The sequence below is a fragment of the Rhizobium sp. CF142 genome, assembly GCF_000281145.1.
Classification (GTDB): Bacteria; Pseudomonadota; Alphaproteobacteria; order Rhizobiales; family Rhizobiaceae; genus Rhizobium.
In genome coordinates this window covers 19,732-44,979 of record NZ_AJWE01000006.1, presented here as the reverse complement: position 1 = coordinate 44,979, position 25,248 = coordinate 19,732, and the positions used below count along the sequence as shown (strand labels likewise).

The window sequence follows — 25,248 nt, the reverse complement described above, 5'->3', positions numbered from 1 at the left end:
GTCGATTCCTTAGCGGAACCTCAGTGCATGCGTCAGGCTTTCAAGGCCATTTGCCGAAACGTTGAGTTCGTCCTGCTTGACGGCTGCCTTGGCAGCAGCAGAGAAACGGAGTGCGGGAGCCTGGATTGCAGCGTTGGTTTCAACGGTTTTCATGATCTCTCTCCAAATGGTTGGGCGGCTGACCGCCGTTAACCATTCAAAAAGAACATTGCCTGCGTCATTTAAGCGTTACAGGCTTCGTTAAAAGGCCGTGTATCAGGGAAGACCGGCGAGTTGCAGGCCCTTTATCAACGGATCGGTGAAGGCCGGATCGCGATCGGGGACGAAATGACGGATCTCTTCGCTACGGAAATCGGGGAAATTTTCCAGCACGACCCGAGCGTAGTTCCTGGCTTTTGCGGCATCGCCCGCCATGGCATGGGCAGCTGCGAGCAGGCGCGCCGTCGCCTGTTTTGACTTTACCGGCTCCAGCGCATCGATCGCCATTTCATACTCTTCGCGCATGAAATGGATGCCGCCGAGGTTCCAGTAATAATAGTCCGGTGGCAGCGGATTGAGCTTGAAGGCAGCGCGGCTGAGCTCGAGGGCCCGATCGAAATCGCCGTCATGGGAAAGTGCGTCGGCGAAATCGGCCAGGATGTCGGCATCGTTGGGATTGAGATCCTGAGCCTGCTGGAATGAATCGAGGCTTTCATCGAACCGGCGGCGATAGAGCGCCACGAAGCCGAGTTCGCGATAGGCCCGGCCGCTGTTCGGGTCGGTCTGCCGCGCCATCCTTGCGGCGCTGTAGGCTTCGTCCAGCAGTTCCCGATCGCGCATCCCTCGGATCAGCCATTCCATGCCGAGGGCGCGAGACATGCCGGCATGAGCCGGCGAGAAATGTTCGTAACGGCTGAGCGACGACTTGAACCATTTGCGCGCCTGGCGCAGGTGCTGCAGGTCGGTCTGCGAAATTAGCCGCTTGCCTTCGAGATAGAGGCGATAGGCGGAAGCCGGCACGTCGCCGAGCGGCATCGCCAGTTCGTAGCGCTCGATCGTATCGGCAAGCGTCATCACGATGCGCCGGGTCAGCTGGCTGAAGGCTTCGCTGATCCTCTGCATCGCAAAAGGAATTTCCACCGCCCAGAGCACTTCGGAGGTCGCCGTGCGCGTCAGCCGGCAGGTAGCATAGACATCCTCGTCGCGGCTCTGGATCGTCACATAGACGGCATAGTCGAAGGACAGGTCGAGCGGACCGATGGTTGGGCGCGTCGGGTCGAGCGCGCGGCTCAGCATTTCCAGGCTCGTATGCGCGGCAATCACCTTGAAGCCGCGCTGCTGGCTGAGGCCGATCGTGACATCTTCGAGCAGCGCTCGGCCGACGCGCTCCATCAGCGGATCGGTAAAGATGCTTTCGGGCGGCAGGATGACGATGCGCGGCTGGCCGGCCGGATCGATCAGCAGTTCCGACACCGGATGCGGACGTTCCGCCGCCGCCGGATGTGCTGCGGCCAGGATGCCGAGTTCGCGGGCAAGGGCCGTCGTCGCCTCGTCCGGCTCAATATCGAAATCGTCCTTGAGCTGGCTGCGGCATTTCAGATAGGCCTGACGCGCCGCCGGCAGGTCGTTCATGCGAGCATGGGCGCGCATCAGCGCCCGGCAGGCGATCTCGTTGGCGGGATCGAGCTCGATCAGCCGCTTGGCGAAGGCGATTTGTTCCTCGTCCGGGCGCTCGTCTTTAGTTTCCAGCAGGCGGACAAGATGCGCTGAGCGCGCTTCGTTAATCCGCTGGCGCTCGAACGTCAGCCAGTCCTCGGCACCCTGTGTTGGTGATTTGACGCTTTCGAGCAATTCTCCGAGCAGGATGCTGCTTTCGTCCGGCCCCAGCATATCCTTCTGCTTGAGGATATTGAGGTCGATCTCCCAGCCGGGCGCGAGGCCGAGATGGGTGCGCGTGGCAGTAAGCAAGGGCGGCAGGCCTTCGGGAATGCTCTGTTCGATGCGCGACAGAAGCTGGCGTAGGCTGCCGGCCCGTTTTTCGGGAAGTTCGGATTGCCAGAGCTGGCATCGGATGGTTTCGCGGTCGACCAGCGGTTCCGACGACAGCGCTAACATTGCCAGCAGGAAATAGGACTTTTCGGGCAAGGGAAGCTCAGTCCCGGCGGCCAACAATCGCGGCCTGCCGAGCAGACATAATCTGTTCGCTTTCACTTCCCCGGTTGACCCGTCCATCACGGTTCTCACCTTCAAAAGCCGGAACGCTTGGAACGGACCGACCGATTACATGATGTTAGAGTGAATAGCGGGCAACGGGAAGCGCTTTTGCTTTGCTGGAGGAAGATTTTCATCGAATATTTACGCTCCGGCCGGTGCTTGCTGCCAACACACTTTACGAATACTGCATATGGCCGTGAGACGCCGCTCTATTTCGGAGCATCACCCCGCCATGCGAACCGGCGCTGCCGCCATGTATTCGTCCAGTGCCGCCGCTTCCTCGACCGCGCTCGACCCGGTCGCACGCAAGCGTCGGTCGCCGGAAAAACCTAGTCCCACTTCGGGCCCCAGTCCGGATCGACGACGCGATGATTGCGGTCGATGGTTTCGATGCGGGCGACTTCGTCAGGCGAAAGCCTGATCGAGCTTGCCTTGAAGTTCGAGCGGATGCGCTCCGGCCGGCCCGATGTGGGGATGGTGCAATAGCCCTTGGCGAGTTCGAAGGCGATCGCCACCTGTTCCGGCGTCGCATCGTGTTTTTCACCGATTGCGCGCAGCACCGGCTCGTCGGACAGAATGCCACGGGCGATCGGCAGGTAGCAGGTGACGAGAATTCCCTTTTCCCGGCAGTAGTTTGTGAGCTTCTTGTTCTGCAGGATCGGGTTCAGCTCGAACTGGTTGTTGGCAATCCTGCCCTTGCCGAGCAGTGCTTCGGTCTCTTCCAGAAGGGCGATCGTGAAGTTCGACACGCCGATCAGCTTCGTCAGGCCGCGGGCCTGCGCTTCGGCAATCTGGGTGATGTAGACTTCGAGCGGAATGCGGCCATTGGGCGAGGGCCAGTGGATCAGCGTCAGGTCCACCTGATCGACCTTGAGCGCTTCGAGGCTCTTTTCCAGCGAAGGAACGAGTGCGCCGGGACCGAAATTGTCGGTCGAGATCTTCGTCGTCAGGAAGACCTCGTTTCGGTTCAGGCCAGAGCGGCGCAGTGCTTCACCGACTTCGAATTCGGTGTCATAGGTTTGCGCGGTATCGAGATGCCGGTAGCCGGTTTCGAGCGCGCAGAGGATCGCATCGATACCATCCTTGCCGTTGCGCCCAAAGGTGCCAAATCCCATCAACGGAATAACATCATGTTTTTGCAAATCTATTGCCTCCAATTCGCCTCGCTCCTCCAGCGAGCTTACGGAGCTTTGCAATAGCTTGAGGCTGTGTCCAGCGAAAAACGCCGATAGAATTTCGGGCAAATCCCGATGGCGGTTTAAAGAAAATACGGGCGTGAATTTGGGCGCTGATACGGCAGCCGGCCGAGGTCGGCTGCTGCATCATCCTCGCGGTTTGGCGGCCCGAAAAAACAAAGTCATCTTAGAAGGCCTGGGCAAGCCGGCGCAATGGTGTCGCGCTTTCGGCAGCGGCTTCGACGAAATCAAGACCGATATCGAGAACCGGGGCGCTGTGCGTCAGCCAGCCGACCGAGATCAGGTCGACGCCGGAGGCGGCAATGGCAGGCGCGGTTGCCGGCGTCACGCGGCCGGAGGCTTCGGTGATCGCCCGTCCGGCAACGATGCCGACGGCCTCGCGCAACTGATCGGGCGTCATATTGTCGAGGAGGACGGCATCGACCCCTTCGCCCATGGCCTCGTGCAACTGATCAAGCGTGTCGACCTCCACCTCGATCTTGACCATGTGGCCAACGCCGGCCTTGGCGCGGCGGATCGCTTCTGCCACGCCTCCGGCAATGGCGACGTGATTGTCCTTGATCAGCACCGCATCATTGAGCGCAAAGCGGTGGTTCATACCGCCGCCCGCCCGCACGGCATATTTTTCGAGCGCCCTAAGGCCGGGCGTCGTCTTGCGGGTGCAGACGACGGAGGCCTTGGTGTTGCGGATCGCCTCGACGATGCCTGATGTCACTGTGGCGATGCCCGAGAGATGGCCGAGGAAATTCAGTGCCGTGCGCTCGGCCGTCAACAGCCCGCGCGACGGGCCTTCGATGGTGGCGATCAGGCTGCCTGGGTCTACGGCGGCACCGTCAGACAGATGCCGCCTCATCGTGATGGCGGGATCGACGAGCTGGAAGGCAAGGTCTGCGGCGTCGAGACCAGCAACCACACCCGGCTGGCGGGCGGCCATGACGACCGTCGAGCGATGCTCTTCCGGGATGACAGCTGCCGAGGTGATATCACCGGCAAGGCCGAGATCCTCGGCAAGGGCTGCGCGCACTAACGGCTCGACAATGATACGCGGAAGGGAAGCGAGGTTCATCTCAGGCACTCCTTGCAAGGGGATGGGAAGCGGTCGCCCGGGCAATCTCCAGGACGTCACTCAGCGTCATTTTCCGCCGTACGGCTTCGGCCCGCTTCAGCGGAAAATCGGTGCGCGCATGGGCTCCGCGTGATTCCGCTCGAAGGCTCGCGAAGACGGCAATCAACAGCGCAACGATCGCCGGATCGGAAGCCGGCCCCTCGGCCTCGACTAGCGGCAGCAGGCTTGCGATGGCGCCATGGATGGCGCCCGCATTGCGCAATACGCCGAGATGGCCCGAGACGATCGGTCGGACGGGCGAAGGATCGGCCGCCGCGGGCAGCGTTACTACGGATTTAGCTGTCGAGGATTTTTCGGTTGGGGTCGCAAGAATGTCACGTGCCGCACGCATTCCCATGATCGCGGCTTCCAGTAGTGAATTGCTGGCGAGCCGATTTGCGCCGTGCAAGCCGGTTGAGGCCGCCTCGCCGGCAACCCAGAGGCCTGCAATGGAGCTGCGGCCGGCAGCATCGGTCGCTACCCCGCCCATGTGATAATGGACGGCAGGGCGCACCGGGATCAGCTGACGCGAGGCATCGAGGCCGGCTTCCCGGCACAGAGCGTCAATGACCGGAAAACGCGTGGCGAAACGATCGCCAAGTGCTGCGCGCGCGTCGAGGAACACCCTGCCGCCACGCGCGAGTTCGGCGCTGATGGCGCGGGCCACCACATCGCGCGGCGCCAATTCAGCGCCCGGCACGCCGGCCATGAAACGGTCGCAGCCCTCATTGACCAGTACTGCACCCTCCCCGCGGACAGCTTCGCTCACCAGCGCCAGTGGTCGGCGGCGGGAATCAAGAGCAGTCGGGTGGAACTGCACGAATTCCATGTCGGCAAGTTCGGCTCCGGCGCGCGCCGCAAGCATGATGCCCTGCCCGAAATTGCCGGTCGGATTGGTCGTCGCCTCATAGAGCCCGCCAATGCCGCCGGTCGCCAGCACGATCCGCCGCGTCGGAAGGATGACGGCGCCATTCTCGCGGGCGCAGACGAGGCCGTTGACACCGCTCTCATCCGTCAGGATACGGCGAGCCTCCAGCCCTTCGAGCACGGTGATGGAGGGTGTCGCGGTAACGGCTGCGACCAGTGCACGGACGATCGCCGCACCCGAGCCGTCGCCTTGCGCATGCACGATGCGGCGGCGGCTATGGGCGGCCTCAAGCCCCAGCGAAAAGCTGCCATCCGCCGTCTTGTCGAAGCGGACCCCTGCCCGCTCCAGCGCGACGATCGCGGCCGGCGCCTCGGCGACGATGCCGGCAGCGATAACGGGATCGCAGAGCCCGTCGCCGGCGGCGAGCGTATCGGCCAGATGCAGGTCGGCGCTGTCATCGGCGCCGAGACTGGCGGCAATGCCGCCCTGCGCCCAGGCGCTCGACGTTTCAGAGCCGAGAGCGGCGCGGGTGACGATGACAACGGGCTCAGGCGCAAGTGTCAGCGCTGTCATCAGTCCTGCAAGGCCGCTGCCAACGATGACGGTGCGGCCGGTGAGTTGGTCAGCAATCTCGCTCATATTGCCAGCATCCTCTCGACAGCCCGGCGGGCAGCGACAGCGACCGCGGGATCGACGGTCACTTCGTGGCGGTTTTCTTCCAGTGCCGCGCGGATATTGGAAAGCGTAATGCGCTTCATGTGCGGGCAGAGATTGCAGGGGCGGATGAATTCGACATCGGGATGATGCACGGCGACATTGTCGCTCATCGAGCATTCGGTGAGCAGCACGACGCGGGCCGGCTTCTTCTGCCCGACATAATCGGACATGACGGCGGTGGAGCCGGCGAAGTCAGCCTCAGCAACGACATCCGGCGGGCATTCGGGATGGGCAAGCACCGTCACGCCGGGATGGTTTTCCCGCAACTGGCGCACGTCCTCCGCAGTAAAGAGCTCATGGACCTCGCAATGACCATGCCAGGCGATAATCTCGACATTGGTTTCCTTGGCGACATTCTGGGCAAGATACTCGTCCGGGATCATTAGCACCCTGGGCACGCCGAGGGATTCAACCACCTGTTTGGCATTGCCCGAGGTACAGCAGATATCGGAGGCGGCTTTGACGGCAGCCGACGTGTTGACATAGGTGATGATGGGCACGCCGGGATGAGCCTGGCGCAGCAGCGCGACATCCTCGGGCGTGATCGAGTCCGCCAGCGAACAGCCAGCACCCATATCGGGGATCAGCACTGTCTTTTCGGGGTTCAGGAGCTTTGCCGTCTCGGCCATGAAATGCACGCCGGCCAGCACGATCACGTCGGCATCGACCTCGATTGCTTTTCGCGCCAGAGCCAGGCTGTCGCCGACGATATCCGCCACGCCATGGAAGATTTCCGGCGTCTGATAGTTATGCGCCAGGATGACGGCGTTGCGCTTGCGTTTCAACTCGAGGATCGCATCGACATCGTCCTGGAACATCATCCATTCGGCTTTGGGAATGACGCGGCTGACGCGATCATACAGGGAAGACGCGGATACAAGGTGGTTCATGGCCGGCTCCATCAATTATGCTCTATTTGAGCATATCATGCGCAAAGAGATATTCTCACGGTGAGCATATGTCAATTGCGGGAGAGCGGTAATTTCGTTCCGGCGAGCGCGCGCTCTTCGAGAATGGTCTGGCGGAAGCGGAAAAGTTTGGCCGGCCGGCCGCCGGTTTCGCTCGTCGCCTCGCCGGTTTCCTCCACCAGTTCCTGCTGTTCGATCAGGCGGCGGAAGTTCTGCTTATGCAGCGTCAGGCCGGCCAGAGCTTCGACCGCCCGCTGCAATTGCAGGAGCGTGAAGCTCTCGGGCATAAGTTCGAAAACGACAGGGCGGTATTTGATCTTGGCGCGAAGCCTTGCAATGCCGGTTGCGAGAATCCGTCGGTGGTCGGCAAACATCGGCCGGCCGAGATTGTCGTTCTTGCTAGCGCCGGCTTCCGTAACAAGGCCCGCCTCATAGAGCAGCTCGTAACGCTGCAATGTCAGGTCTTCGTTCCAGCCGCCGCCATCGAGTCCGAAGGTGAAATCGGCGCGGCGGTGGCGATATTCGCGCCTGGCAGGATCGGCATCGGCCCACAGGCGCAGGCGTGCGATCAGCTTGTCCATGACCGCCGGCCGCCCGTTGCGATGGTCTTCCCAGGGGAAATATTCATACCAGCCGTGCCAGCCCGGCCGTCCGGCGCCAGTCTGTTCGTAAACGAGGCCGAGATAGCTGATCGAGATGGTGCGTCCGCCCTGGATATCGTTGTTCCGGTCGCGGTCGGCAAATGTGTAGAGCTGCTCAAGAAAGCCGACGGGATGGGCGGTCTGTTCCTGGATCCATTCGCGCAGGCCAGATTGCAGCGTGCGATGGCCCATTTCGAAGGGGCCGGACGGAAGTGCATCGCCACTCTGGATCGTCATGACACGCGGTTCATCGCCCGTCACCGCGACGAGAACCGCGATCAATTCCGCATGTGCAAAGCCTATCGTCACCAGAGCCTGAGAATCTGTTCCTGATGGCTCTATTCTCTGACATAGGCCGGCATCGATGCCAATGGCGGGTTCCCCTTCTCCCCAGCGACCGGGGACCCTCTACCCCTCGGCTTCTAGCCGATGCAGGAAATTGCGCAACTCGGCCTCGTCGATGCCGACGAGATGGCGTTTTTCCGGATAGGCTCCCGAGCGGATATCCTCGACAAATTCGCTGAAGGCCGCGATGCGCTCGCGCTGTAGCCGGTCATATTCGGCGGCGAAGTTGCGATAGACCTTGGCGTGGCGCGGGGTATGGTCTCTGGTCGTGCCGAGCACGTCGTCGGCGAAGAGATATTGCGCATCGCAGCCGCGCCCGGCGCCCATGGAGATCATCAGCATCGAGGTTCGGTTGGAAATCGCCGCTGCGACATCGCCAGGAACGACCTCGATCTCGGCTGCGAAGGCACCGGCATCCTGAAGCGCTTTCGTCTGGCGCCAGACATCGAAGGCGCTGGCAGCCGTCTTGCCGACGGCGCGAAAACCGCCGGTCCAGGTTGCCTTGGAAGGGATCAGTCCGACATGGCCGCAGACGGGAATGCCCTCGTCGCGCATGCGTCTGATAGTCTGCAGGCTTGCGGCGCAATAGACCGCGTCGCCGCCCGCCTTCAGCGCCTTGAAGGCCTCGCGTATATAGTCCTCGGCCGAGACGTGGTCGCCATATTCGAGGCCGGGAATAGCAAAGGGTGTCGGGGCCGCCTCGCGAAAGACCGGTCCGAGCAGGGCCGGCGGCACGGAGACCATGTCGATGCCGGCTTTTTCCGCCGCTTCCGCCTCATCAAGCGAGGTGACGCGCAGCATTGTGAGCTGCCGTTTTCCCTTGAGCGCCAGGATGTCGGCGACCGTGGCGCGGTTGTGCTTTTTCATTGCAGTATCCTTTGTGCCAGTATTTGGGAGGCGATCAGGCGGCGAGAAGCGTCTTCAGCTTGACATTACTGGCTGTGAGCGCGGCTGGGTTTGGATGGGCGCGTGCGGCAATCAGCATTTCCGCCAGCCGGATATCGCGGGCGACCGTATTGCCTGGCCCGATGCCGCTTGCGGCGATCAGCCGGCCCTCGGCATCGAGATGGAAGAGGATGAAAGCCCCCTCGCCGAGATCGCGGCGCAGATGGGCGACCGCGCCATCGGCAAGCCCTGTTATCTGCAACGTCATCTCATATTGATCCGACCAGAACCACGGCACGGCGGAGACCGGCTCATCGGCACCGAGCATGTTGGCGGCGGCAAGCGTGCCCTGTTCCTGCGCATTGCGCCAGGATTCCAGCCGCACGCGCCGGCCGCCATAGATTGTGAGCGGAAAGGAGCAGCAGTCGCCGGCAGCGAAAATATCGGGGGCGGACGTGCGAAGCCGGTCATCGACGGCAATGCCATTGTCGATAACAAGTCCGGCCGATTCGGCAAGCTCGGTATTCGGCCGGGCGCCGATGCCGACTAGCGCCAGATCGGCCTCGATCGCCTCGTCGTTGGAAAGCCGGATGATGGCCTTGCCGCCCTGTTCCGTTAGGGATTCGATGGAGACACCGCAGCGCAGATCGACGCCCTCGGTGCAGTGGCGTTCGGCGACAAGATGGGCAATGTCTTCGGGAACACCACGTTTCAGCACCCGCTCCAACCCTTCGACGAGGATGACATCGGCGCCGAGCTGGCGCGCGGTTGCCGCAACCTCCAGGCCGATGAAGCCGCCGCCGATGACGGCAATCCGCTTACCCGGCTGCAGCACGGCGCGCAGCGTCACCGCATCATGATACGTGCGGAGCGACCGGATATGGCGACTTTCAGCCGGCGCATTGGGAAAGGCGCGCGCACTGGCGCCCGTCGCAAGCAGCAGCCGATCGTAGCTGAGGTCGCTGCCGTCGGACAGGGTAACAATATGGGCCGCGGCGTCGAGGCCGGTCGCAGTCACACCCCTCAGCAGGCGGATATTGCCGGTCTCATAGCTTTCTCGTGCCGCGATGAATTTCGGATCGACATTGCCGACAAGGCCGGCCTTGGAGAGGGGCGGGCGCTCATAGGGCGCATGCGGCTCGGAACCGACGAGCGTGATTTTGCCGTCAAATCCCTTTTCCCGGAGCGCGAAGGCGGCACGCGCCCCGCATTCCCCTGCGCCAATGATGACGAAATGGGCCATGGCAAACCTCAGATCGCAATGAAGACGGCGCCGTCTTCGATCTTGACGGGATAGGTCTTCAAGTTGATGCAGACGGGAGCCCCCTTGGCTTCGCCGGTCTTGTAGTTGAAGCGGCCATTGTGCTTCGGACATTCGATGATCTCGTCCATGACGAGGCCGTCGGCGAGATGGATCTGCTCATGGGTGCAGAGCCCATCAGTCGCAAAGAACTCATCGTCCGGGCTGCGATAGACCGCGAAGGTGCGCCCGCCATGGTCGAAACGGATGACGTCTTCCTCATCGATCTCGTCCTTGCCGCAAACCTCGATCCAGTTTCCGCTCATCTCTTTTCCTCCCTCGATCTTGTTCTATTGAGCCGCCTATTGGGCTGCAGGCGCCAGTTCGGCGTGGAATTCCTCGCGATAGGGCCGCGCCGTTGCCGGCAGTTCCCGCTTCAGGAAATAGTCTTCGTTGCGAAGCTGGCGCAGGAAAGCCGGGATCATTTCCCGGTAGCCGGACCAGATCGACGGATTGGGCGCCGGCAGGTCATGCTTGATCATCACATGCAGCTTCGGCAGCGCGTGGTAGGGCACCATCGGGAACATATGGTGCTCCACGTGATAGTTCATGTTCCAGTAGATGAAGCGGCTGATCGGGTTCATGTAGACCGTGCGGCTGTTCAGCCGGTGGTCGATGACATTGTCAGCAAGCCCGCCATGCTGCAGCAGGCCGGTCAGCACGTGATGCCAGGCGCCGTAGAGGCGCGGCAGGCCGATCAGCATCAGCGGCAGGATCGAGCCCAAGTAAATGGCGAACGCTATGGTGACGGCGTAGACCGCGAGCCAGATACGGGCAATGCGGATCGCCTTCGGCTGCTCCATTTCGGGGATAAAGGTTTTCTCCTCGGCGCTGATGACGCCCGCCGAATTTCTGACCATGTCGATGACGGCATGCCAGGCATCGAGAATGCCGAAGAAATTGAGCACCAGCCGGAAAAGATCCGGCGGGCGCATGACGGCAATCTCAGGGTCGCGGCCGACAATGACGGTGTCGGTATGGTGGCGCGTATGGCTCCAGCGCCAGGTCACCGGATTGCGCATGATCATGAAGCAGGCGATCTGGTAGACGACATCGTTCATCCAGCGCGTCTTGAAGGCAGTGCCGTGGCCGCATTCGTGCCAGCGGCTGTCGGAGGCCGAACCGTAGAGCACGCCATAGGCCAGGAAGAAGGGTACGGCGATCCAGGAGCCCCAGAAGAAAATGCCGAGCGCGGCAAAGATCACCATGCTGCCGAGCCAGAGCGCGGTGTCACGGATCGCCTGGTCGTCGGAGCGCTGCATCAGCTCCTTCATTTCTTTGCGGGCAATATCGGTGTGATACCATTCCGCGGCTGCCAGCCCGGTTTCGACCGCCGTGCGGCCGCTCTCTCCCAAGAGGCTGTAATCGCGCTTTGTTGCCTCGCCAGCCATGTGTTCCTCCTCATCAGCTCTTGGATCAGGAGAATAGGTTGACTTCGAAAGGCGCTCAATGCAGGCTTGATATATTCTATCAAAAGCCATCAAAAATGGCTTTCATTCATGATTGAAAACTATCAGGAATTGCTATGCGCCGCCCGACCATCTCCGATCTCGCCCAGGCCTCCGGCGTCAGCGTTGCGACTGTCGATCGCGTGCTGAATGGCCGCCATCGGGTGCGCGAGGAAACGGCGCGGCGGGTCTATGATGCCGCCCAATCGATCGGCTATCATGCGGTCGGTCTGATCCGCCAGCGCGTCTTCGAGGATCTGCCGCAATATCGGCTGGCCTTTCTGCTGCAGAAGCCGACGCAGCCGTTCTACCAGGCCTTCGCCCGCGAGATTGAAACGGCGGCGCGCAATGTCACGACTGCGCGGATCCAGACGCAGGTGGAATATCCATGCGCAGCGACGCCCGCCGCCATCATCGAAAAGATCAAGCTGCTCGGCGCCCGAAACCAGGCGGTCGCGCTTGTCGGGCCGGATTATCCGGCCGTGACGGCAGCGGTCGAGGAATTGAAGGCGCGTGGCATTCCGGTCTTCTCACTGCTCTCGGATCTCGCGACCGGGGTGCGGGACGCCTATGTCGGCGTCAACAACCGCAAGGTCGGCCGCACCGCGGCCTGGATGATCGCCAAAGCCGCCCGCCGGCCTGGCAAGGTTGCCTGCTTCGTCGGCAGTCACCGTTTTCATGGTCACGAACTGCGCGAAATGGGCTTCCGCTCTTACTTTCGCGAGGAGGCGCCGGATTTCGAGGTGGTCGAAACGCTGATCAATCTGGAAACGCCCGAAATCACCCATGAGGCGACGTTGACGCTCCTGCAGAAACATCCCGATCTCGTCGGCCTCTATGTCTGTGGCGGCGGGATGGAAGGGGCGATCTCGGCATTTCGTGAAGAAGGGATCGGCGGCCGCATCGTGCTTATCGTCAACGAGCTCACCGCCGACAGCAAGGCCGGCCTTGCCGACGGCATCGTCACCATGGCGATCGGCACGCCGCTGCCGGCGCTGTGCAAGGAGGTGGTCTCGCTAATGACGGGCGCACTGGAAAATGGCGAGATCGCCATTCCCGGCCAGTCCTTCCTGCCCTTCGAGATTTTTCTGCCGGAGAATATCTGAAATGATGGAATTCTATCATTAGTCCGGAAAATCTAGCAGCGATGATAGAGTTTGATGCCGTGCAGTGGATGGATTGGCCAGCGAATTCCAGTAGAGATTCGATCAGACATTCATAATGCTTCTCACTCACGAGGGGCGAGGAGGAGACTTCGCATGGCATCCATCCGTTTCGCGCTGAACCATATGGCGACGCCCTCGCTTTCGATCGAGGATTTCTTTGCGCTTGCCGCCTCACTCGGCATCGATGCGGTGGAGATCCGCAATGATCTCACCGGCAACGCTATTCTCGATGGCACCAAGCCTGACGTCATCAAGGCGGCCGCCGCCCGCTATGGTGTTGCAATCATCTCCATCAATGCGCTGCAGCGCTTCAACGAATGGAACGCGACGCGTGAGCGGGAAGCTCGCGAGCTGATCGATTATGCCCGGGCTGTCGGCTCGCAGGCGCTGGTGCTGGTTCCCAAGAATGACGGCACGGGACGCGCCGATGGCGAACGTCAGGCCAATCTCCGCCGCTCACTCGAAGAACTCCGCCCGATGCTCGATGCCGCCGGCATTGTTGGCCTCGTCGAGCCGCTCGGCTTCGAGATCTGCTCGCTGCGGTCCAAGGCAGAAGCGGCGGATGTTATTGAGACGCTGGGCGCGCAGCCGACTTTCCGGCTGGTGCACGACACGTTCCACCATCACCTCGCCGGTGAAACGCCCTTCTTCCCGCATCTGACGGGGCTGGTGCATATTTCCGGCGTCAGCGATCCCGCCGTTTCCGTCGCAGATATGCGCGATCCGCACCGTGTTCTCGTCGATGCCGATGACCGGCTCGGGAATGCCGCCCAGATCCGCGCATTGCTGCAGGCAAACTACAAGGGGCCTTTCTCCTTCGAGCCCTTCGCGTCCGAAGTTCATGAGCTCAAGGATCCCGGCGCTGCGTTGAAGGCAAGCATGGATTATCTCGCGGCGAAGGTCTGAGCGACTATTAGCGGCCGCGGAAGCGGCGCTGGTAGGCAGGGTCGTAGAGTGAGCTTTCGCGGAAATCGTCTGCTCCGAGCGAGCGGCCGACGAAGATGATGGCCGTGCGCTCGATCGGCTCCGCCGCCACCTTTTCCTCGATATCGGCGAGCGTGCCGCGAAGGATACGCTCGTCCGGCCAAGTGGCTTTCACGACGATGGCGACCGGGCAATCGGCGCCATAGAGCGGCGTCAGTTCCGTAACGACCTCAGCCAGTGCGTGGATGGCGAGATGGATCGCCAGCGTTGCACCCGTCGCGCCGAACTTCGCCAAGGTTTCCTCGTTCGGCATCGGCGAGGCGCGGCCCGATACACGCGTCAGCACGAGGCTTTGCGCCACGGCGGGGATCGTCAGCTCGCGGCCGAGTGCTGAGGCCGCTGCCGCAAAGGCTGGAACCCCCGGCGTCATCGTATAGGCGATGCCGTGCTTCTCCAGCCGGCGGACCTGCTCGGCCACCGCGCTCCAGACAGAGAGATCGCCCGAATGCAGCCGCGCCACATCCTGGCCGGCATTTGCGGCATCAAGATATTCGGCTTCGATCTCGTCAAGCGACATCGGCGCGGTATCGATGATGCGCGCCCCCGGCGGGCAATATTGCAGGAGCTCGGGCGAGACGATGGAGCCGGCATAGAGGCAAACAGGGCATTTGCCGATCAGGTCGCGTCCGCGCACCGTGATGAGATCTGCTGCACCCGGTCCGGCGCCGATGAAATGAATCACCATTCTTCTATTCCTTGATCCAGCGCCACTGCGTGACGGGCATGGCCGGCCGCCAGCCGCTCATGCCGCCGACGGGGGCGGCGCGCGCGATTTCGATTTTCGTCAGCAAGCCGCCACGTGCCGCATATTCGGCCAAGAGCATCGCTTCCATTTCCAATGTCACGGCATTGGCAACGAGCCGCCCTCCTCGCTTCAGTGCCTTGATCGCCGCATCCATGACACCGGCCTCGCTGCCGCCGCCGCCGATGAAGATCGCATCCGGTGCGGGCAAGCTGGCGAGCGCAACAGGTGCCGTCCCCTCGATGAGGGCAAGTTGCGGCACGCCGAATGAGACGGCATTGCGGGCAATGCGGGCAGCCCGTTCCGGCGCCTGTTCGATGGCGATTGCTTTGAGCGACGGATCGGCCAGCATCCACTCGATACCGACAGATCCGGAACCGGCGCCGATATCCCAGAGGAGTTCGCCATGGCGCGGCGACAGCGCCGAGATCGTGACCGCGCGGATCTCCCGCTTGGTGATCTGTCCGTCATGCTCGAAGAGCGCGTCGTCGAGACCCGAGGCATAGGGCAGGATGCGTGCTCCCGGCCCTGCCACAATTTCGATCGCGCAGACATTCAGAGGGTCGATCGTGTTGAGATCGAATCCCGATGCCATCATACTGCGGATGCGCTCCCGCCTGCCGCCGAGGGCTTCCAGAACCGTCAGGCGTGTTTCGGCAAAGCCGTTGGCGACAAGCAGGTCGGCGAGCGCCTGCGGCCCCTTCTCGTCCGAGGTCAGCGCCAGAATATGCCTGCCGGCATGCAGATGCGGGCGGATGAGATCGAGCGGGCGTCCGTGCAGCGAGATACAGGCCGTCTCCTGCAGCGGCCAGCCGAGACGCGCCGCAGCAAGGCTGAACGCGGAGGGTGCCGGGATGGTGTGCATCTCGTGTGCCGCGATGCGGCGCGACAGCGTCGCGCCGACGCCGTAAAGGAAGGGATCGCCTGAGGCCAGCACGACGACCGGCATGCCACGCCGAGCTACGATCGCCTCGACCGATTTTTCGAACGGGCTCTGCCAGGCGAGACGCTCGCCTGTGATCAGCGCGTCGGTAAGTTCATGATGACGGGCGCCGCCGAAGACGGCGGGTGCGGCAGCAATCAGGCGCTTTGCCTCTTCGCCGAGTCCGTCTGGACCATCTTCGCCGATGCCGATAAGAGTGAGCCAGCGCGGGCCGGATTGGGAAGTGTCAGACATGGAGAAGACCCGTATCCTGATCCTCGGCGGAACCAGCGAAGCGCGCAGGCTTGCCGAAGAACTTGCCACACGGGAAGATTTCGACATTCTCCTGTCGCTGGCAGGCCGCACGCAGGCTCCCGCCCAGCAGCCGGTTCCCGTCCGTATTGGCGGCTTCGGTGGTGCGGAGGGGCTTGCGAGCTTCCTGACGGGAGGAGGCTATCACCTGCTGGTCGATGCCACCCATCCCTTCGCCGAACGCATTTCGGCCAATGCCGCCATTGCTGCTGAACGCACCGGTATCGACGCGCTTGCCCTCGTTCGCCCTGAATGGGTGCCCGAACCGGGCGATCATTGGCATAGCGTCGCCGATATTCCGGCGGCGATCGCAGCCCTTGGCCCCGTGCCGCGCCGCGTCTTTCTGGCGACCGGGCGTCAGGGCGCCCATCACGCCGAGGTCGCCCCACAGCATTTCTATCTGGTGCGCAGCGTCGATCCCGTCGATCCGCCGCTTGCCCTTGCCGATGTCGACTATGTCCTCGACCGTGGCCCCTTCACGCTCGAAAGCGAAATCGACCTGATGCGGAAGTATCGTATCGATGCCGTCATCACCAAGAACAGCGGCGGCACGGCGGCCTATGCCAAGATCGAGGCCGCCCGTCTGCTCGGTATCAAGGTTGTCGTGATCGCCCGCACGCCCGCTGCCATCATGACGTCGGTCGAAACGGTGGAAGCAGCGCTCGAGGCAATCGATCATTTCGTCTCCCCGGCCATGAAGCGCGGCGTATAGATCAGATCCGGCTGTCCTTCACGGGCAATCACCCGGGTCTCGGGCGAACCGATGATCACGCAGGTCGCCATGTCGGCAAGAGCGGCATTAGCCTTTTCAAGCGGCTGCACGGTGATCCGTTCGTCGGGCCGCCCAGCCGCACGTCCGAAGATGACGGGCGTGGTTGCCGGTAGATGTTGGCGCAGCAGTTCGAAGGCCGTGCTAAGCTGCCAGGGTCGAGCCTTGCTGATCGGATTATAAAGGGCAATGACGAAGCCGGCTTTTGCCGCAAGCGCCAGGCGGTTTTCGATGATGGCCCAGGGCTTCAGATTGTCCGACAGCGACAGCGCACAGAAATCATGCCCGAGCGGTGCACCGACGCGCGCGGCAACCGCCAGCATGGCGGTGATGCCGGGCAGAACGGTGAGATCGACGCCGCGCCATTCCGCCGGCCCCTTGTCGATCGCTTCACAGACGGCGGCGGCCATGGCAAAGACGCCGGGATCGCCGCCGGAGACGACGCAGACATCAGCACCTCTGGTGGCGAGCGTCAAAGCAGCCCCTGCCCGGTCCAGTTCCTCGCGATTGTCGGAAGCGTGACGGGTCTGATCGGCGCGCAATGTCAGGCGATCAAGATAGGGACCGTAGCCGAAGAAATCAGTGGCCGTTTCCACGGCGGCCAGCGCTTCCGGGGTCATCTGCTCCGGATTGCCGGGACCGGTGCCGATGACGAATAGCCGCCCGCTCATCGGTTGGCCTCCCAGCCGGGCACCAGCACCAGCGAGAAATAGGGCGCATCGCCCTCGCCCCGTTGGGCAAGCTTGACCATTGCGGCATTTGCCATGGTGCCGCGTTCGACATAGAGCGCGTCGCCAAGACGTCCGGCCGCCTCCAGAGCACGGCGGATCTTCGGCAGGTTGCGGCCCACTTTCATAATGACGGCAGCCTCGGTATCGGCGAGGCGGCGGGTCAGCTCCTGCTCGCCCATCGTGCCCGGCAGGACGGAGAGCACGTCGTCGCCCTGGACGATCGGCATGCCCGCCAGCGACCAGCAGCCGGACATGGCGCTGATGCCGGGAATGACTTCAGTCGGATAGCGCTGCGACAGCCGCACATGCAGATGCATGTAAGAACCATAGAAGAGCGGATCGCCTTCACTGAGGACGGCGACCGTGCGGCCTGCCTCGAGATGAAGGGCAACGGCATCGGCGGATGCATTGTAGAAATCTGTGATGCGGCTCTGGTAGATCGGGTCGTCTTTGTTGAGTTCGGTCGTGACAGGATAATAGAGCGGCAGAAGCTCAATGCCGGGCTTCAGCAAATGTTCGACGATTGCCTTGCCATTGCCGCCTCTGCCCTGCTTGGCGAAATAGGCAATCACGTCGGCACCCTCGATGGCGCGCACCGCCTTGACGGTCAGGAGCTCTGGATCGCCGGGTCCGGTGCCGACGCCGATCAGACGGCCGCTCATAGGCCGGGCCTCGAAAGCGCATTGATGGCGGCGGCCGTCATAGCGCTGCCGCCGAGCCGGCCGCGTACGATCGCATAGGGAACACCATAGGAATTTTCGGCAAGCGCATCCTTGGATTCGGCAGCCCCGACAAAGCCCACCGGCATGCCGATGATCGCCGCCGGCTTCGGCGCGCCGTCGCGCAACAATTCGAGAAGATGAAAGAGGGCCGTCGGTGCGTTGCCGATCGCAACCACGCTGCCGGCGAGCCGGTTGAGCCAGAGATGGATAGCGGCAGCCGAGCGGGTATTGCCGGTCTGATGGGCAAGCTCGTGGGTGCGCGGATCGTGCAGAGTGCAGATCACCTCGTTCTGAGCCGGCAGCCGGGCCCGCGTCACGCCATGCGACACCATCTCCGCATCGCAGAAGATCGGGGCGCCATCCTGCAGGGCGATGCGCGCGGCATGGACGAAATCGGGTGAAAAGACGAAGTTCTGTACGGCTTCGACCAACCCGCAGGCATGAATCATGCGGACAGCAATATCGGCTTCCTCTGGCGAAAAACGCGAGAGATCGGCTTCGCTGCGAATGATTGCGAAGGAGCGCTCGTAGATTGCGTCTCCGCTGCGGATATAGTCGTAGTCTGGCATTGCTATTCCTGTTGCAGCGCCTCGGCGAGGCCGTTGGGCCCAAGCCTCTTCAGGCAATCGGCACTCGACTCGCTGGCGCCTCTTTTGTCTTTGATCAGCCGGGCGAGCCTCTCTATAGCGAAATCGATCCGTTCGCCAGCAATCCTTGCAGCCGGTCTGTCTGCCGCGAGCCCGTTGACGATGAAGTCGTAACCTACGGCCGAACCGACAATCGCGAGAGCCGCGCGCCGATGCGCGCAACCTTTCGCACAGCCGGAGAGGTGAAGCTTCAGCGAGCCGTCGAAGAGCGCGGGAATTTGGTCGATCAACTGGTTGGCGAGAGCTCTGGTATCGTAGAAGGCCGAGGCACAGGCCCCTGCCCCGGCGCAGGCAGCGATCTGCTCGGTCGGCTCGTTCGCCGTGACGCTGAAGCCATGATCGACGGCTACTTTTTGAATAGTCAGCATTGCCGTCTCGGCCAGACCAATCACGAAGAAACCACGATCCGGAGCCAGCCGGATTTCCCTTGCGCCAGCGCTTTCGGCTGAAGTGAGAAAGGAGAGCAGATCGGCGGCCCTTGCCTGACCGAACTTCAGGCGCACCCCGAATACCGTGCTGCCATTCCCCAGTCTCGTAACACCGACGAAGGACGATTTCCGTTGCGCGGAACAGGTAGATCGGATGCTATCGATCTGCGGATAATGGGCGCGCAGTATTGCTGCGTCGATGTCGCGGGCGCGAGCGCGCCTGCCGCGCGTAATCAGCATCTGGAGCAAATCGCCGACCGCATTGACGGTGGCATCCGCATTGCCGAGGGCCAGTGGCGTCGCGCCCGCATCATCGCCGGCGATTGAGACCAGCCATTGTCCGGCGGGTTGTGCTGCGATGCGGATATCGGCAACGAGCGCGGAAAGTGAAAACTCACCGCCCCCATCGATCAGGATGGAGAGTTTCGGAGCAAGGTGCGGAGAGCTCAGAAGGTCGCCGAGCTTGCTGCGCAGTTCCGCTTCCATGTCCGCCGCATCGGCGATCTCGTCGGCATCGACGCCGTGCAGCGGCGACATCTCAATCGCAACGCCCTCAGGCACAATGATGCCGGCGGCATCGATCTCCGCCGCCAGCGGCCCGACGGAACCGGTCTCAAGACCCCGGATCTGCAAATTGCCGCGGGCGGTGATTTCAAGAATACCGTTTCCATGTCGCGCCGCTGCCGAGACCAACTGCCGGAACTGGGAGATAGTGAGTGCGCCGCCCGCTGGCCGCAGGCGAACGAGCAGACCATCGCCGGTTTGCATGGGGGCTGCGAGCGCCGGGCAGGCGCCACGGTGCATGCCTGTTATATCAGGGCTTTCTGCTTCCAAGATCTTGCCGGCAGCGCTGCGCATTCAACCATCCTTTGGCCCATGTCTTACATGATCGCGCCGGATGCAGCAAAGCGAGATCGGGGTTGGATATGGGGACGGCTACTCTTCGAAGTCCCGTCCCTTGCGCAGGAGATAGATATCCATGATCCAGCCATGCCGCTCGCGCTCTTCGGCCCGGAGCCGGAGGATGTCGTCAGCGATATCGCCAAGCCGGCCCGAGCGGATCACTTCGTTCTCCGTGCCGAGATAGGCGCCCCAGAAGATCTCCGCCTCGGGATCGTCGATCTTCGAGAAGGCCTGTTCGCCATCGAGCATGACGACGGTGCTCTCACGCGTCAGCCCCGTTTCAGCCAGCCGCCGGCCGGTGGTGATCTCGACCGGCTTGCCGACGAGATTGACAGGGATGCGATGGCTTGCGGCCAGCGCCTGGATGCTGGTGATGCCGGGAACGACATGATAGTCGAAGGAGCAGGCACCGGTGTTGCGCACCCGTTCGACAATGCGGATCGTGCTATCATAGAGGCTCGGATCGCCCCAGACGAGGAAGGCGCCGGCACCGTTTTCCGGCAGGTCGCCGATCAGTCCTTCATAGATATGGGCGATCGCAGCATGCCAGTCGTCTACGCTCTGGACGTAACTCCGGTCCTGGGTCACGCGCTTCGGTACCTCGAATTCAACGATGCCCACACCTTCGCGGGTCAAATATCGCTCGCAGATTTCCCTGCGAACCTCGGCAAGATCCGCCTTCGCGGCACCCTTGGTCGGGATGAACACGACGTCTGCCGCGTTCATGGCGTTGATCGCCTGGATGGTCAGATGTTCGGGATTGCCCGTTCCGATACCGATGATGTGGATATGCCGCACGCTTTCTGCCTCGCGATTTCCAGCGGTTTGTGCCGCCAAAGCAAGCCTTTGGCAAGGGCGGACCCGGAAGTTGGCCGCGGCCAACTTTCTATCTGTGTGGTTAGCGAACCGTTTATTGTCGCTATCCCCGAATCATGTCATCTTCGATACGCTTTTTGACGCTATGTTGACAGAAAAGCGCTTTAAGAAGGGGCAAGTGTTTTGGACAACATTAGCGTATCGACGACGGACGTTCGCATCGAACGGCACGCCATGCAGCTTTCACGCCAGCTGAAGCTGCTGCGAGAAAGGCTCTTCCCGCCGCTTTCGCAAAAGACGCTGCGGACATTCACCTCGGGTGAGGCGGCGCAGATGATCGGCGTCTCCGATGGCTATCTTCGCCAGCTTTCCTTGGACGGTAAGGGTCCGCAGCCGGACGTCTCGCAGAATGGCCGCCGCTCCTACACGCTCGGCCAGATCAACGAGTTGCGCCAACATATGGCGAAGATCAAGCCGAAGGATGCGCTCTCCTACCTGCCCTGGCGCCGCGACAGCGAGAAGCTGCAGACGATTGCGATCACCAATTTCAAGGGCGGTTCGGCCAAGACGACGACGACGCTTTATCTGGCGCAGCATCTGGCGCTGGAAGGCTATCGTGTTCTGGCGATCGATCTCGATCCGCAGGCCTCGCTCTCCTCCCTGCTCGGCGTTCAGCCGGAATTCGATCTCGGCGATGGCGACACGCTCTATGGTGCGATCCGCTACGATGCGCAACGACGCCCGTTGAAGGATATTATCCGTAAGACCTATTTCGACGGTCTCGATATGGTCCCGGGCAATCTCGAACTGATGGAGTTCGAGCATGAAACGCCGCGTGCCTTGAATGATCGTCAGAAGCCGGAGGAGCTATTCTTTCGGCGCGTCGGCAATGCAATCGCCGAGGTTGAGGCGGATTACGATATCGTCGTCATCGACTGCCCGCCACAGCTCGGCTATCTCACGCTCGGCGCCGTCTGCGCCGCCACCTCGCTTCTCATCACCATCCATCCGCAAATGGTTGATGTCGCCTCCATGTCGCAATTCCTCTTGATGACGTCCGACCTCTTGTCGGTGGTGCGCAAGGCCGGCGGCGACCTGCAGCATGATTTCATCAAATATGTCGTCACCCGCCATGAGCCTTTTGACGCGCCGCAGTCGCAGATCGTGGCACTCTTGCGCAGTCTCTTCGGGGATGATGTGCTGACGGCGACCATCCTGAAATCGACGGCAATTGCCGATGCGGGCCTGACCAAGCAGACCCTTTATGAAATTGAAAAGGGGCAGGTTCGCCGCTCCACCTATGACCGGGCACTGGAATCGGTTAACGCCGCCAACGGCGAAATTATCACCAGCATCCATAAAGCATGGGGCCGCACATGAGCAGACGAGATCGACTGAAGGGATTGTTCACCGACACGGCGCAGGAGTTGGCCGCGGCCAACTTCGAGGAAACCGCTGCGCGCGGTGCAGCCGGTCCGGTGCGCACCATGGCCCTGACACTCGGCCGCATGGAGGAAGAGAGCAGGGCGATGGAGGAGGCCCTGCTGTCAGGCGAACATATCGTCGAACTCGACCCTGAGCTGATCGATTCGTCCTTCATCCGCGATCGCCTCGCTGATGAGCCGCTCGATCTCGAAGACGAACTCGTGCAGTCGATCGCCGAGAACGGCCAGGAAGTGCCGATCCTGGTGCGGCGCAATCCGCATCACGACGGGCGCTACCAGGTCGCCTATGGCCATCGCCGCCTCCAGGCCGTCAAGCTGCTCGGCCGCAAGGTGCAGGCGGTCATCCGCAAGCTCGACGATACAGATCTCGTCATTGCGCAAGGCATCGAAAACTCTGCGCGCCGCAATCTCTCCTATATCGAGCGCGCCGCCTTCGCGCTCAATCTCGAACTGAAGAAGTTCGATCGCTCTGTTATCATGAAGGCGCTCTCGACCGACAAGACGGAACTGTCGAAGCTCATCTCCGTGGCAAAGGCTATTCCCCCCGATATCATCCAGGCCGTCGGTGCCGCACCTGGCATCGGCCGTAGACGCTGGATGGCGCTTGCCCAAGACTGGACCGAGGCTGCCGTTTCACGTCTGACCAAGCTGATTGGTTCGTCCACATTCAACGCTGTGGAGAGCGATCGCCGTTTCGAACTTCTTGTGGCCGAACTCTCCAAGAAAGATGAGGTCAAACCCGAGAGTGTCGAGTATGACTGGAAGCCTGCAAGCGGGGGCAAGATCGCCGGCCGCATCAAGAGTTCCGGCACATCCTTCACCATCGCCCTGAAGACCGGTGACGCGCCGGATTTCGGTGCCTATCTTTCGGACCGCCTCGACGAGCTCTATGAAGCCTACAAGGCCGGAAAGCCGGGAGGCGGCGGGAAGTAGGCCGCAGAGGGAGCTCCGAGCCGGAGCGGGGATCGCGACGAAGCGCACTGGTCGATGGTACGACTTCACCTGACAGTTGGAGCGATTGTTCCGCGCATCGACAAAGACATATGATCCTATCCGAAAAACCGGGTGAAAACCTTGAGCTGGCCAGCCATGACGTTGTTCGCATGCTTCCGTCATGCGATAACTGACGGAAGCAAATGAAGGTTTCGCTTCCCTTTGTGAGAATCCATTAAGCCTAACAATGCGCTACGATATAGACGCTGCAACGCTCCAGACGCTGCTTCCGGCCATCGCCGGAGCCGAGGATGCACTGGCGCGGCTCGATGAGCGGGCGGCCCGTTCCCCGGTGGGACAGGGCTTTGCCGCGCGCAGCCATTTCTTCGATGCAGCCGGCGCGCTGTGGGTGGCGGGCGAGCTCGTGCATATCGAGGATCTCGTCCTGCACGATGCCCATATGGACAGCCGCGCGCCGAGCCATGAGCTGACGATCGCCCACTCTGTCCTGCGCACACGGCGGCGGATCGAGACGGCCGATTCCGGCTGGGCGCTCAGTGCGACGGGCCTCGGCGTGCTGACCGCGAGCCCGCTGGAAGGGGAGGAGATGGCGCCGGAGTCGACAGGTCCAGCACCCATCGGGCACGAACCTGACGATGAGGATGAAGAAGCGCCGCTTGCCGCCGAAATCGCCGAGCTCGATGCTCTGCTCGCCCGCTCGCAACAACTTCTCGACCGTCATGCCGGAAAGCCTGTTGCGGAAGAGCTGGAGGGAGCGGCGCCCTTGCAGCGCGATGACGATCCGCTCGGCTTGTTCGGCGACGACGAATGGAACGAGGAGGAACGGCTTCGGGAATGGCGTGGTCTGATCGCGCTCGTCGAGGACCTGCCGCCCAGCCTAGCCGCAGCCATCCTCTTCGACGCCTGGGAACGGATCGAGCCGCTGCGCCGGCAGCATTGGCTGGGTGGCCTGCTGATTGCCAGTAGCCTGCGTCTCAGAGGCAAGGTCACCTCGCATCTCTTTTCTTTTCACACCGGACTGAAGCAGATTCGTCACGAACGCCGGCGCTCGCGTGATCGCGTCGCACGCCTGCAGGCTTTTCTCGATGCGATGCGAGAGAGTGCGATCACCGGCCTCAAGGAGATCGACCGCCTGTCGCTGGCGCGCACGCAGATGGAGCTGCGCTTTCGTGGCCGCCGCTCGAACAGCAGCCTGCCACAGCTTGCCGACTTCATCCTGTCGCGGCCGATGGTGTCGGCCGCCATGATCGCCCGTGAGCTTGGCGTCACGCAGCGCGGTGCGCTGAACCTGATCAACGAGATCGGCATCCGCGAGATCACCGGCCGTGGCCGCTACCGGGCCTGGGGCATCATTTGATCCGACAGCCGATCTCAGGCTGTAGCTATATCGGTTTGTGAGAAATCATTACCTTTATAGAGCAAAGGTTCCTGTGTGACGCTGGCAAGGGCATAAGAAAAGCAATCGCCGAAATTCAAGCCGGCTGGATGACGTCCCTTACCGAAGCGACGCCAAGCACGGCGAGCTTGATCCGTCTGGTCGGCGTCAACTGCAATGATCTCGACGCTGGCTTTATAAAGCCAAAGATCGAGTTCACTACCGCCTCCTTCCCCAAGCCGCGTTTCGAGAACCATGGCCGCCTCGAGAAGTGTAGCTGCCGAGATCAGGCGAACCGGATCGTCTGCTATGCGCTGTTCGAAAGACGCTGCGTCAGGTTCGTTAAGGGCGATTGCGACAATGGCCGAAGTGTCGATGACCATCAGATCGGCAGCCCGTGGTCATCGTAGCCGATAATATCGTCTGCGCTGCGAGTATCTGCAATCGCCATCGCACTCCAGCGCTTTCGGCTGGCCGCAAGATCCTCAAGGAGGGCGGCTTTGCGAATATCGGCTCCAGAGCGACGAAGGCGATCTTCGAGTGCCCGTCGTGTCGCGACGGTAATCGTTTCGCCGGTTCGTTCCGCTAGCAGACGGGCTAACCTCTCCGTCTCCGGGTCTTTGATACTTAAAGCCATGAGAAGGCTCCCAGGTTCCTACTTGTCGACAATCTACCTCATATAACACTTGCAGTAACCGATTGCACTATTAGGTATGTGAAGTAAGA

General features: G+C 61.9%; 26 protein-coding genes. 6 read left to right on the top strand and 20 right to left on the bottom strand.

The window, feature by feature from the left end:
• Positions 1–9 precede the first annotated feature (9 nt).
• The 11 genes from PMI11_RS37630 to PMI11_RS00415 all read right to left on the bottom strand — a co-directional run bounded on the left by PMI11_RS37630 (position 10) and on the right by PMI11_RS00415 (position 11,549).
• A complete protein-coding gene (locus PMI11_RS37630) occupies positions 10–153 on the bottom strand; it encodes a hypothetical protein (RefSeq protein ID WP_007812114.1) in 144 nt (47 codons plus the stop codon).
• A gap of 102 nt (positions 154–255) precedes the next feature.
• Complete coding sequence (locus PMI11_RS00460) at positions 256–2,211, bottom strand: BTAD domain-containing putative transcriptional regulator (RefSeq protein WP_007812111.1); 1,956 nt, start codon at positions 2,209–2,211, stop codon at positions 256–258.
• A gap of 311 nt (positions 2,212–2,522) precedes the next feature.
• Positions 2,523–3,335, bottom strand: a complete 813-nt coding sequence (locus PMI11_RS00455) for an aldo/keto reductase (protein ID WP_051034515.1) — start codon at positions 3,333–3,335, stop codon at positions 2,523–2,525.
• A gap of 220 nt (positions 3,336–3,555) precedes the next feature.
• Positions 3,556–4,455: a carboxylating nicotinate-nucleotide diphosphorylase gene (gene nadC / locus PMI11_RS00450; protein ID WP_007812107.1), complete on the bottom strand. Its 900-nt coding sequence runs from the start codon at positions 4,453–4,455 to the stop codon at positions 3,556–3,558.
• A 1-nt stretch (position 4,456) separates the two neighbouring features.
• Positions 4,457–6,001 carry an L-aspartate oxidase gene (locus tag PMI11_RS00445; RefSeq protein WP_007812105.1) on the bottom strand — a complete coding sequence of 515 codons (1,545 nt, stop codon included), beginning with the start codon at positions 5,999–6,001 and terminating at the stop codon, positions 4,457–4,459.
• Positions 5,998–6,969: a quinolinate synthase NadA gene (nadA, locus tag PMI11_RS00440; protein ID WP_007812103.1), complete on the bottom strand. Its 972-nt coding sequence runs from the start codon at positions 6,967–6,969 to the stop codon at positions 5,998–6,000. Before nadA ends, PMI11_RS00445 begins: the two co-directional genes overlap by 4 nt.
• A 71-nt stretch (positions 6,970–7,040) precedes the next feature.
• Positions 7,041–7,937, bottom strand: coding sequence for an NUDIX hydrolase (locus tag PMI11_RS00435; protein WP_007812101.1), 897 nt, complete (start codon positions 7,935–7,937; stop codon positions 7,041–7,043).
• 99 nt (positions 7,938–8,036) lie between these two features.
• On the bottom strand, positions 8,037–8,840 hold the full coding sequence (locus tag PMI11_RS00430; protein WP_007812100.1) for a 3-methyl-2-oxobutanoate hydroxymethyltransferase: 804 nt from the start codon (positions 8,838–8,840) through the stop codon (positions 8,037–8,039).
• A 34-nt stretch (positions 8,841–8,874) separates the two neighbouring features.
• Positions 8,875–10,101: an NAD(P)/FAD-dependent oxidoreductase gene (locus tag PMI11_RS00425; RefSeq protein WP_007812098.1), complete on the bottom strand. Its 1,227-nt coding sequence runs from the start codon at positions 10,099–10,101 to the stop codon at positions 8,875–8,877.
• Between the two features lie 8 nt (positions 10,102–10,109).
• The gene (locus PMI11_RS00420) at positions 10,110–10,424 is read right to left on the bottom strand and encodes a MocE family 2Fe-2S type ferredoxin (RefSeq protein WP_007812096.1); all 315 of its coding nucleotides are present in this window, start codon (positions 10,422–10,424) and stop codon (positions 10,110–10,112) included.
• A 36-nt stretch (positions 10,425–10,460) separates the two neighbouring features.
• Positions 10,461–11,549, bottom strand: a complete 1,089-nt coding sequence (locus tag PMI11_RS00415; protein WP_007812093.1) for a fatty acid desaturase family protein — start codon at positions 11,547–11,549, stop codon at positions 10,461–10,463.
• A gap of 134 nt (positions 11,550–11,683) precedes the next feature.
• On the opposite strand from PMI11_RS00415, the gene PMI11_RS00410 reads away from it, so the two are divergent.
• Positions 11,684–12,712, top strand: a complete 1,029-nt coding sequence (locus tag PMI11_RS00410) for a LacI family DNA-binding transcriptional regulator (RefSeq protein ID WP_007812092.1) — start codon at positions 11,684–11,686, stop codon at positions 12,710–12,712.
• 153 nt (positions 12,713–12,865) lie between these two features.
• Positions 12,866–13,678, top strand: coding sequence for a TIM barrel protein (locus PMI11_RS00405; RefSeq protein ID WP_007812090.1), 813 nt, complete (start codon positions 12,866–12,868; stop codon positions 13,676–13,678).
• Between the two features lie 7 nt (positions 13,679–13,685).
• On the opposite strand, the gene cobM is transcribed toward PMI11_RS00405, so the two are convergent.
• Together cobM and PMI11_RS00395 are read right to left on the bottom strand one after the other, a co-directional pair.
• On the bottom strand, positions 13,686–14,441 hold the full coding sequence (gene cobM / locus PMI11_RS00400) for a precorrin-4 C(11)-methyltransferase (RefSeq protein ID WP_007812088.1): 756 nt from the start codon (positions 14,439–14,441) through the stop codon (positions 13,686–13,688).
• A gap of 4 nt (positions 14,442–14,445) precedes the next feature.
• Positions 14,446–15,675 (bottom strand): bifunctional cobalt-precorrin-7 (C(5))-methyltransferase/cobalt-precorrin-6B (C(15))-methyltransferase, encoded by a 1,230-nt coding sequence (locus PMI11_RS00395; RefSeq protein WP_037070493.1) that lies wholly within the window; start codon positions 15,673–15,675, stop codon positions 14,446–14,448.
• Between PMI11_RS00395 and PMI11_RS00390 the strand changes: the two genes are divergently transcribed.
• A complete protein-coding gene (locus PMI11_RS00390) occupies positions 15,674–16,444 on the top strand; it encodes a cobalt-precorrin-6A reductase (protein ID WP_007812085.1) in 771 nt (256 codons plus the stop codon). The genes PMI11_RS00395 and PMI11_RS00390 overlap by 2 nt on opposite strands.
• Here PMI11_RS00390 and PMI11_RS00385 read toward each other — a convergent pair.
• The 5 genes from PMI11_RS00385 to cobF all read right to left on the bottom strand — a co-directional run bounded on the left by PMI11_RS00385 (position 16,408) and on the right by cobF (position 20,730).
• Positions 16,408–17,172: a precorrin-3B C(17)-methyltransferase gene (locus PMI11_RS00385; RefSeq protein ID WP_007812083.1), complete on the bottom strand. Its 765-nt coding sequence runs from the start codon at positions 17,170–17,172 to the stop codon at positions 16,408–16,410. The genes PMI11_RS00390 and PMI11_RS00385 overlap by 37 nt on opposite strands.
• Positions 17,169–17,894 carry a precorrin-2 C(20)-methyltransferase gene (locus PMI11_RS00380; protein WP_007812081.1) on the bottom strand — a complete coding sequence of 242 codons (726 nt, stop codon included), beginning with the start codon at positions 17,892–17,894 and terminating at the stop codon, positions 17,169–17,171. Before PMI11_RS00380 ends, PMI11_RS00385 begins: the two co-directional genes overlap by 4 nt.
• Positions 17,891–18,523, bottom strand: coding sequence for a precorrin-8X methylmutase (locus PMI11_RS00375; protein ID WP_007812079.1), 633 nt, complete (start codon positions 18,521–18,523; stop codon positions 17,891–17,893). The genes PMI11_RS00380 and PMI11_RS00375 overlap by 4 nt, the downstream gene beginning before the upstream one ends.
• Positions 18,524–18,525: 2 nt before the next feature.
• Entirely contained in the window at positions 18,526–19,887 is a 1,362-nt protein-coding gene (gene cobG / locus PMI11_RS00370; protein ID WP_007812077.1) for a precorrin-3B synthase, read from the bottom strand.
• Positions 19,888–19,965: 78 nt separating this feature from the next.
• A complete protein-coding gene (gene cobF, locus PMI11_RS00365; protein ID WP_007812075.1) occupies positions 19,966–20,730 on the bottom strand; it encodes a precorrin-6A synthase (deacetylating) in 765 nt (254 codons plus the stop codon).
• A 201-nt stretch (positions 20,731–20,931) separates the two neighbouring features.
• Here cobF and repA point away from each other — a divergent pair, with 201 nt between their 5' ends.
• The 3 genes from repA to PMI11_RS00350 all read left to right on the top strand — a co-directional run bounded on the left by repA (position 20,932) and on the right by PMI11_RS00350 (position 24,504).
• Positions 20,932–22,128, top strand: coding sequence for a plasmid partitioning protein RepA (repA, locus tag PMI11_RS00360; protein WP_007812074.1), 1,197 nt, complete (start codon positions 20,932–20,934; stop codon positions 22,126–22,128).
• Positions 22,125–23,126 carry a plasmid partitioning protein RepB gene (gene repB, locus PMI11_RS00355; protein ID WP_007812072.1) on the top strand — a complete coding sequence of 334 codons (1,002 nt, stop codon included), beginning with the start codon at positions 22,125–22,127 and terminating at the stop codon, positions 23,124–23,126. The genes repA and repB overlap by 4 nt, the downstream gene beginning before the upstream one ends.
• Positions 23,127–23,373: 247 nt before the next feature.
• The gene (locus PMI11_RS00350; protein ID WP_007812071.1) at positions 23,374–24,504 is read left to right on the top strand and encodes an RHE_PE00001 family protein; all 1,131 of its coding nucleotides are present in this window, start codon (positions 23,374–23,376) and stop codon (positions 24,502–24,504) included.
• A gap of 14 nt (positions 24,505–24,518) precedes the next feature.
• On the opposite strand, the gene PMI11_RS00345 is transcribed toward PMI11_RS00350, so the two are convergent.
• On the bottom strand, positions 24,519–24,905 hold the full coding sequence (locus PMI11_RS00345) for a type II toxin-antitoxin system VapC family toxin (RefSeq protein ID WP_007812069.1): 387 nt from the start codon (positions 24,903–24,905) through the stop codon (positions 24,519–24,521).
• Positions 24,905–25,159: a type II toxin-antitoxin system VapB family antitoxin gene (locus PMI11_RS00340; protein ID WP_007812068.1), complete on the bottom strand. Its 255-nt coding sequence runs from the start codon at positions 25,157–25,159 to the stop codon at positions 24,905–24,907. Before PMI11_RS00340 ends, PMI11_RS00345 begins: the two co-directional genes overlap by 1 nt.
• Positions 25,160–25,248: the final 89 nt, after the last annotated feature.

Coding starts and splice junctions, on each gene's coding strand:
- PMI11_RS00420 (WP_007812096.1), bottom strand. CDS start 10,424: ATGAGCGGAAACTGGATCGAGGTTTGCGGCAAGGACGAGATCGATGAG.
- repB (WP_007812072.1), top strand. CDS start 22,125: ATGAGCAGACGAGATCGACTGAAGGGATTGTTCACCGACACGGCGCAG.
- PMI11_RS00445 (WP_007812105.1), bottom strand. CDS start 6,001: ATGAGCGAGATTGCTGACCAACTCACCGGCCGCACCGTCATCGTTGGC.
- PMI11_RS00390 (WP_007812085.1), top strand. CDS start 15,674: ATGGAGAAGACCCGTATCCTGATCCTCGGCGGAACCAGCGAAGCGCGC.
- PMI11_RS00350 (WP_007812071.1), top strand. CDS start 23,374: ATGCGCTACGATATAGACGCTGCAACGCTCCAGACGCTGCTTCCGGCC.
- PMI11_RS00385 (WP_007812083.1), bottom strand. CDS start 17,172: ATGAGCGGGCGGCTATTCGTCATCGGCACCGGTCCCGGCAATCCGGAG.
- PMI11_RS00415 (WP_007812093.1), bottom strand. CDS start 11,549: ATGGCTGGCGAGGCAACAAAGCGCGATTACAGCCTCTTGGGAGAGAGC.
- cobM (WP_007812088.1), bottom strand. CDS start 14,441: ATGGTGATTCATTTCATCGGCGCCGGACCGGGTGCAGCAGATCTCATC.
- PMI11_RS00430 (WP_007812100.1), bottom strand. CDS start 8,840: ATGAAAAAGCACAACCGCGCCACGGTCGCCGACATCCTGGCGCTCAAG.
- PMI11_RS00340 (WP_007812068.1), bottom strand. CDS start 25,159: ATGGCTTTAAGTATCAAAGACCCGGAGACGGAGAGGTTAGCCCGTCTG.
- PMI11_RS00395 (WP_037070493.1), bottom strand. CDS start 15,675: ATGTCTGACACTTCCCAATCCGGCCCGCGCTGGCTCACTCTTATCGGC.
- PMI11_RS00380 (WP_007812081.1), bottom strand. CDS start 17,894: ATGAGCGGCCGTCTGATCGGCGTCGGCACCGGACCCGGCGATCCAGAG.
- PMI11_RS00410 (WP_007812092.1), top strand. CDS start 11,684: ATGCGCCGCCCGACCATCTCCGATCTCGCCCAGGCCTCCGGCGTCAGC.
- PMI11_RS00425 (WP_007812098.1), bottom strand. CDS start 10,101: ATGGCCCATTTCGTCATCATTGGCGCAGGGGAATGCGGGGCGCGTGCC.
- PMI11_RS00460 (WP_007812111.1), bottom strand. CDS start 2,211: ATGGACGGGTCAACCGGGGAAGTGAAAGCGAACAGATTATGTCTGCTC.
- PMI11_RS00405 (WP_007812090.1), top strand. CDS start 12,866: ATGGCATCCATCCGTTTCGCGCTGAACCATATGGCGACGCCCTCGCTT.
- cobG (WP_007812077.1), bottom strand. CDS start 19,887: ATGCGCAGCGCTGCCGGCAAGATCTTGGAAGCAGAAAGCCCTGATATA.
- PMI11_RS37630 (WP_007812114.1), bottom strand. CDS start 153: ATGAAAACCGTTGAAACCAACGCTGCAATCCAGGCTCCCGCACTCCGT.
- PMI11_RS00345 (WP_007812069.1), bottom strand. CDS start 24,905: ATGGTCATCGACACTTCGGCCATTGTCGCAATCGCCCTTAACGAACCT.
- nadC (WP_007812107.1), bottom strand. CDS start 4,455: ATGAACCTCGCTTCCCTTCCGCGTATCATTGTCGAGCCGTTAGTGCGC.
- nadA (WP_007812103.1), bottom strand. CDS start 6,969: ATGAACCACCTTGTATCCGCGTCTTCCCTGTATGATCGCGTCAGCCGC.
- PMI11_RS00375 (WP_007812079.1), bottom strand. CDS start 18,523: ATGCCAGACTACGACTATATCCGCAGCGGAGACGCAATCTACGAGCGC.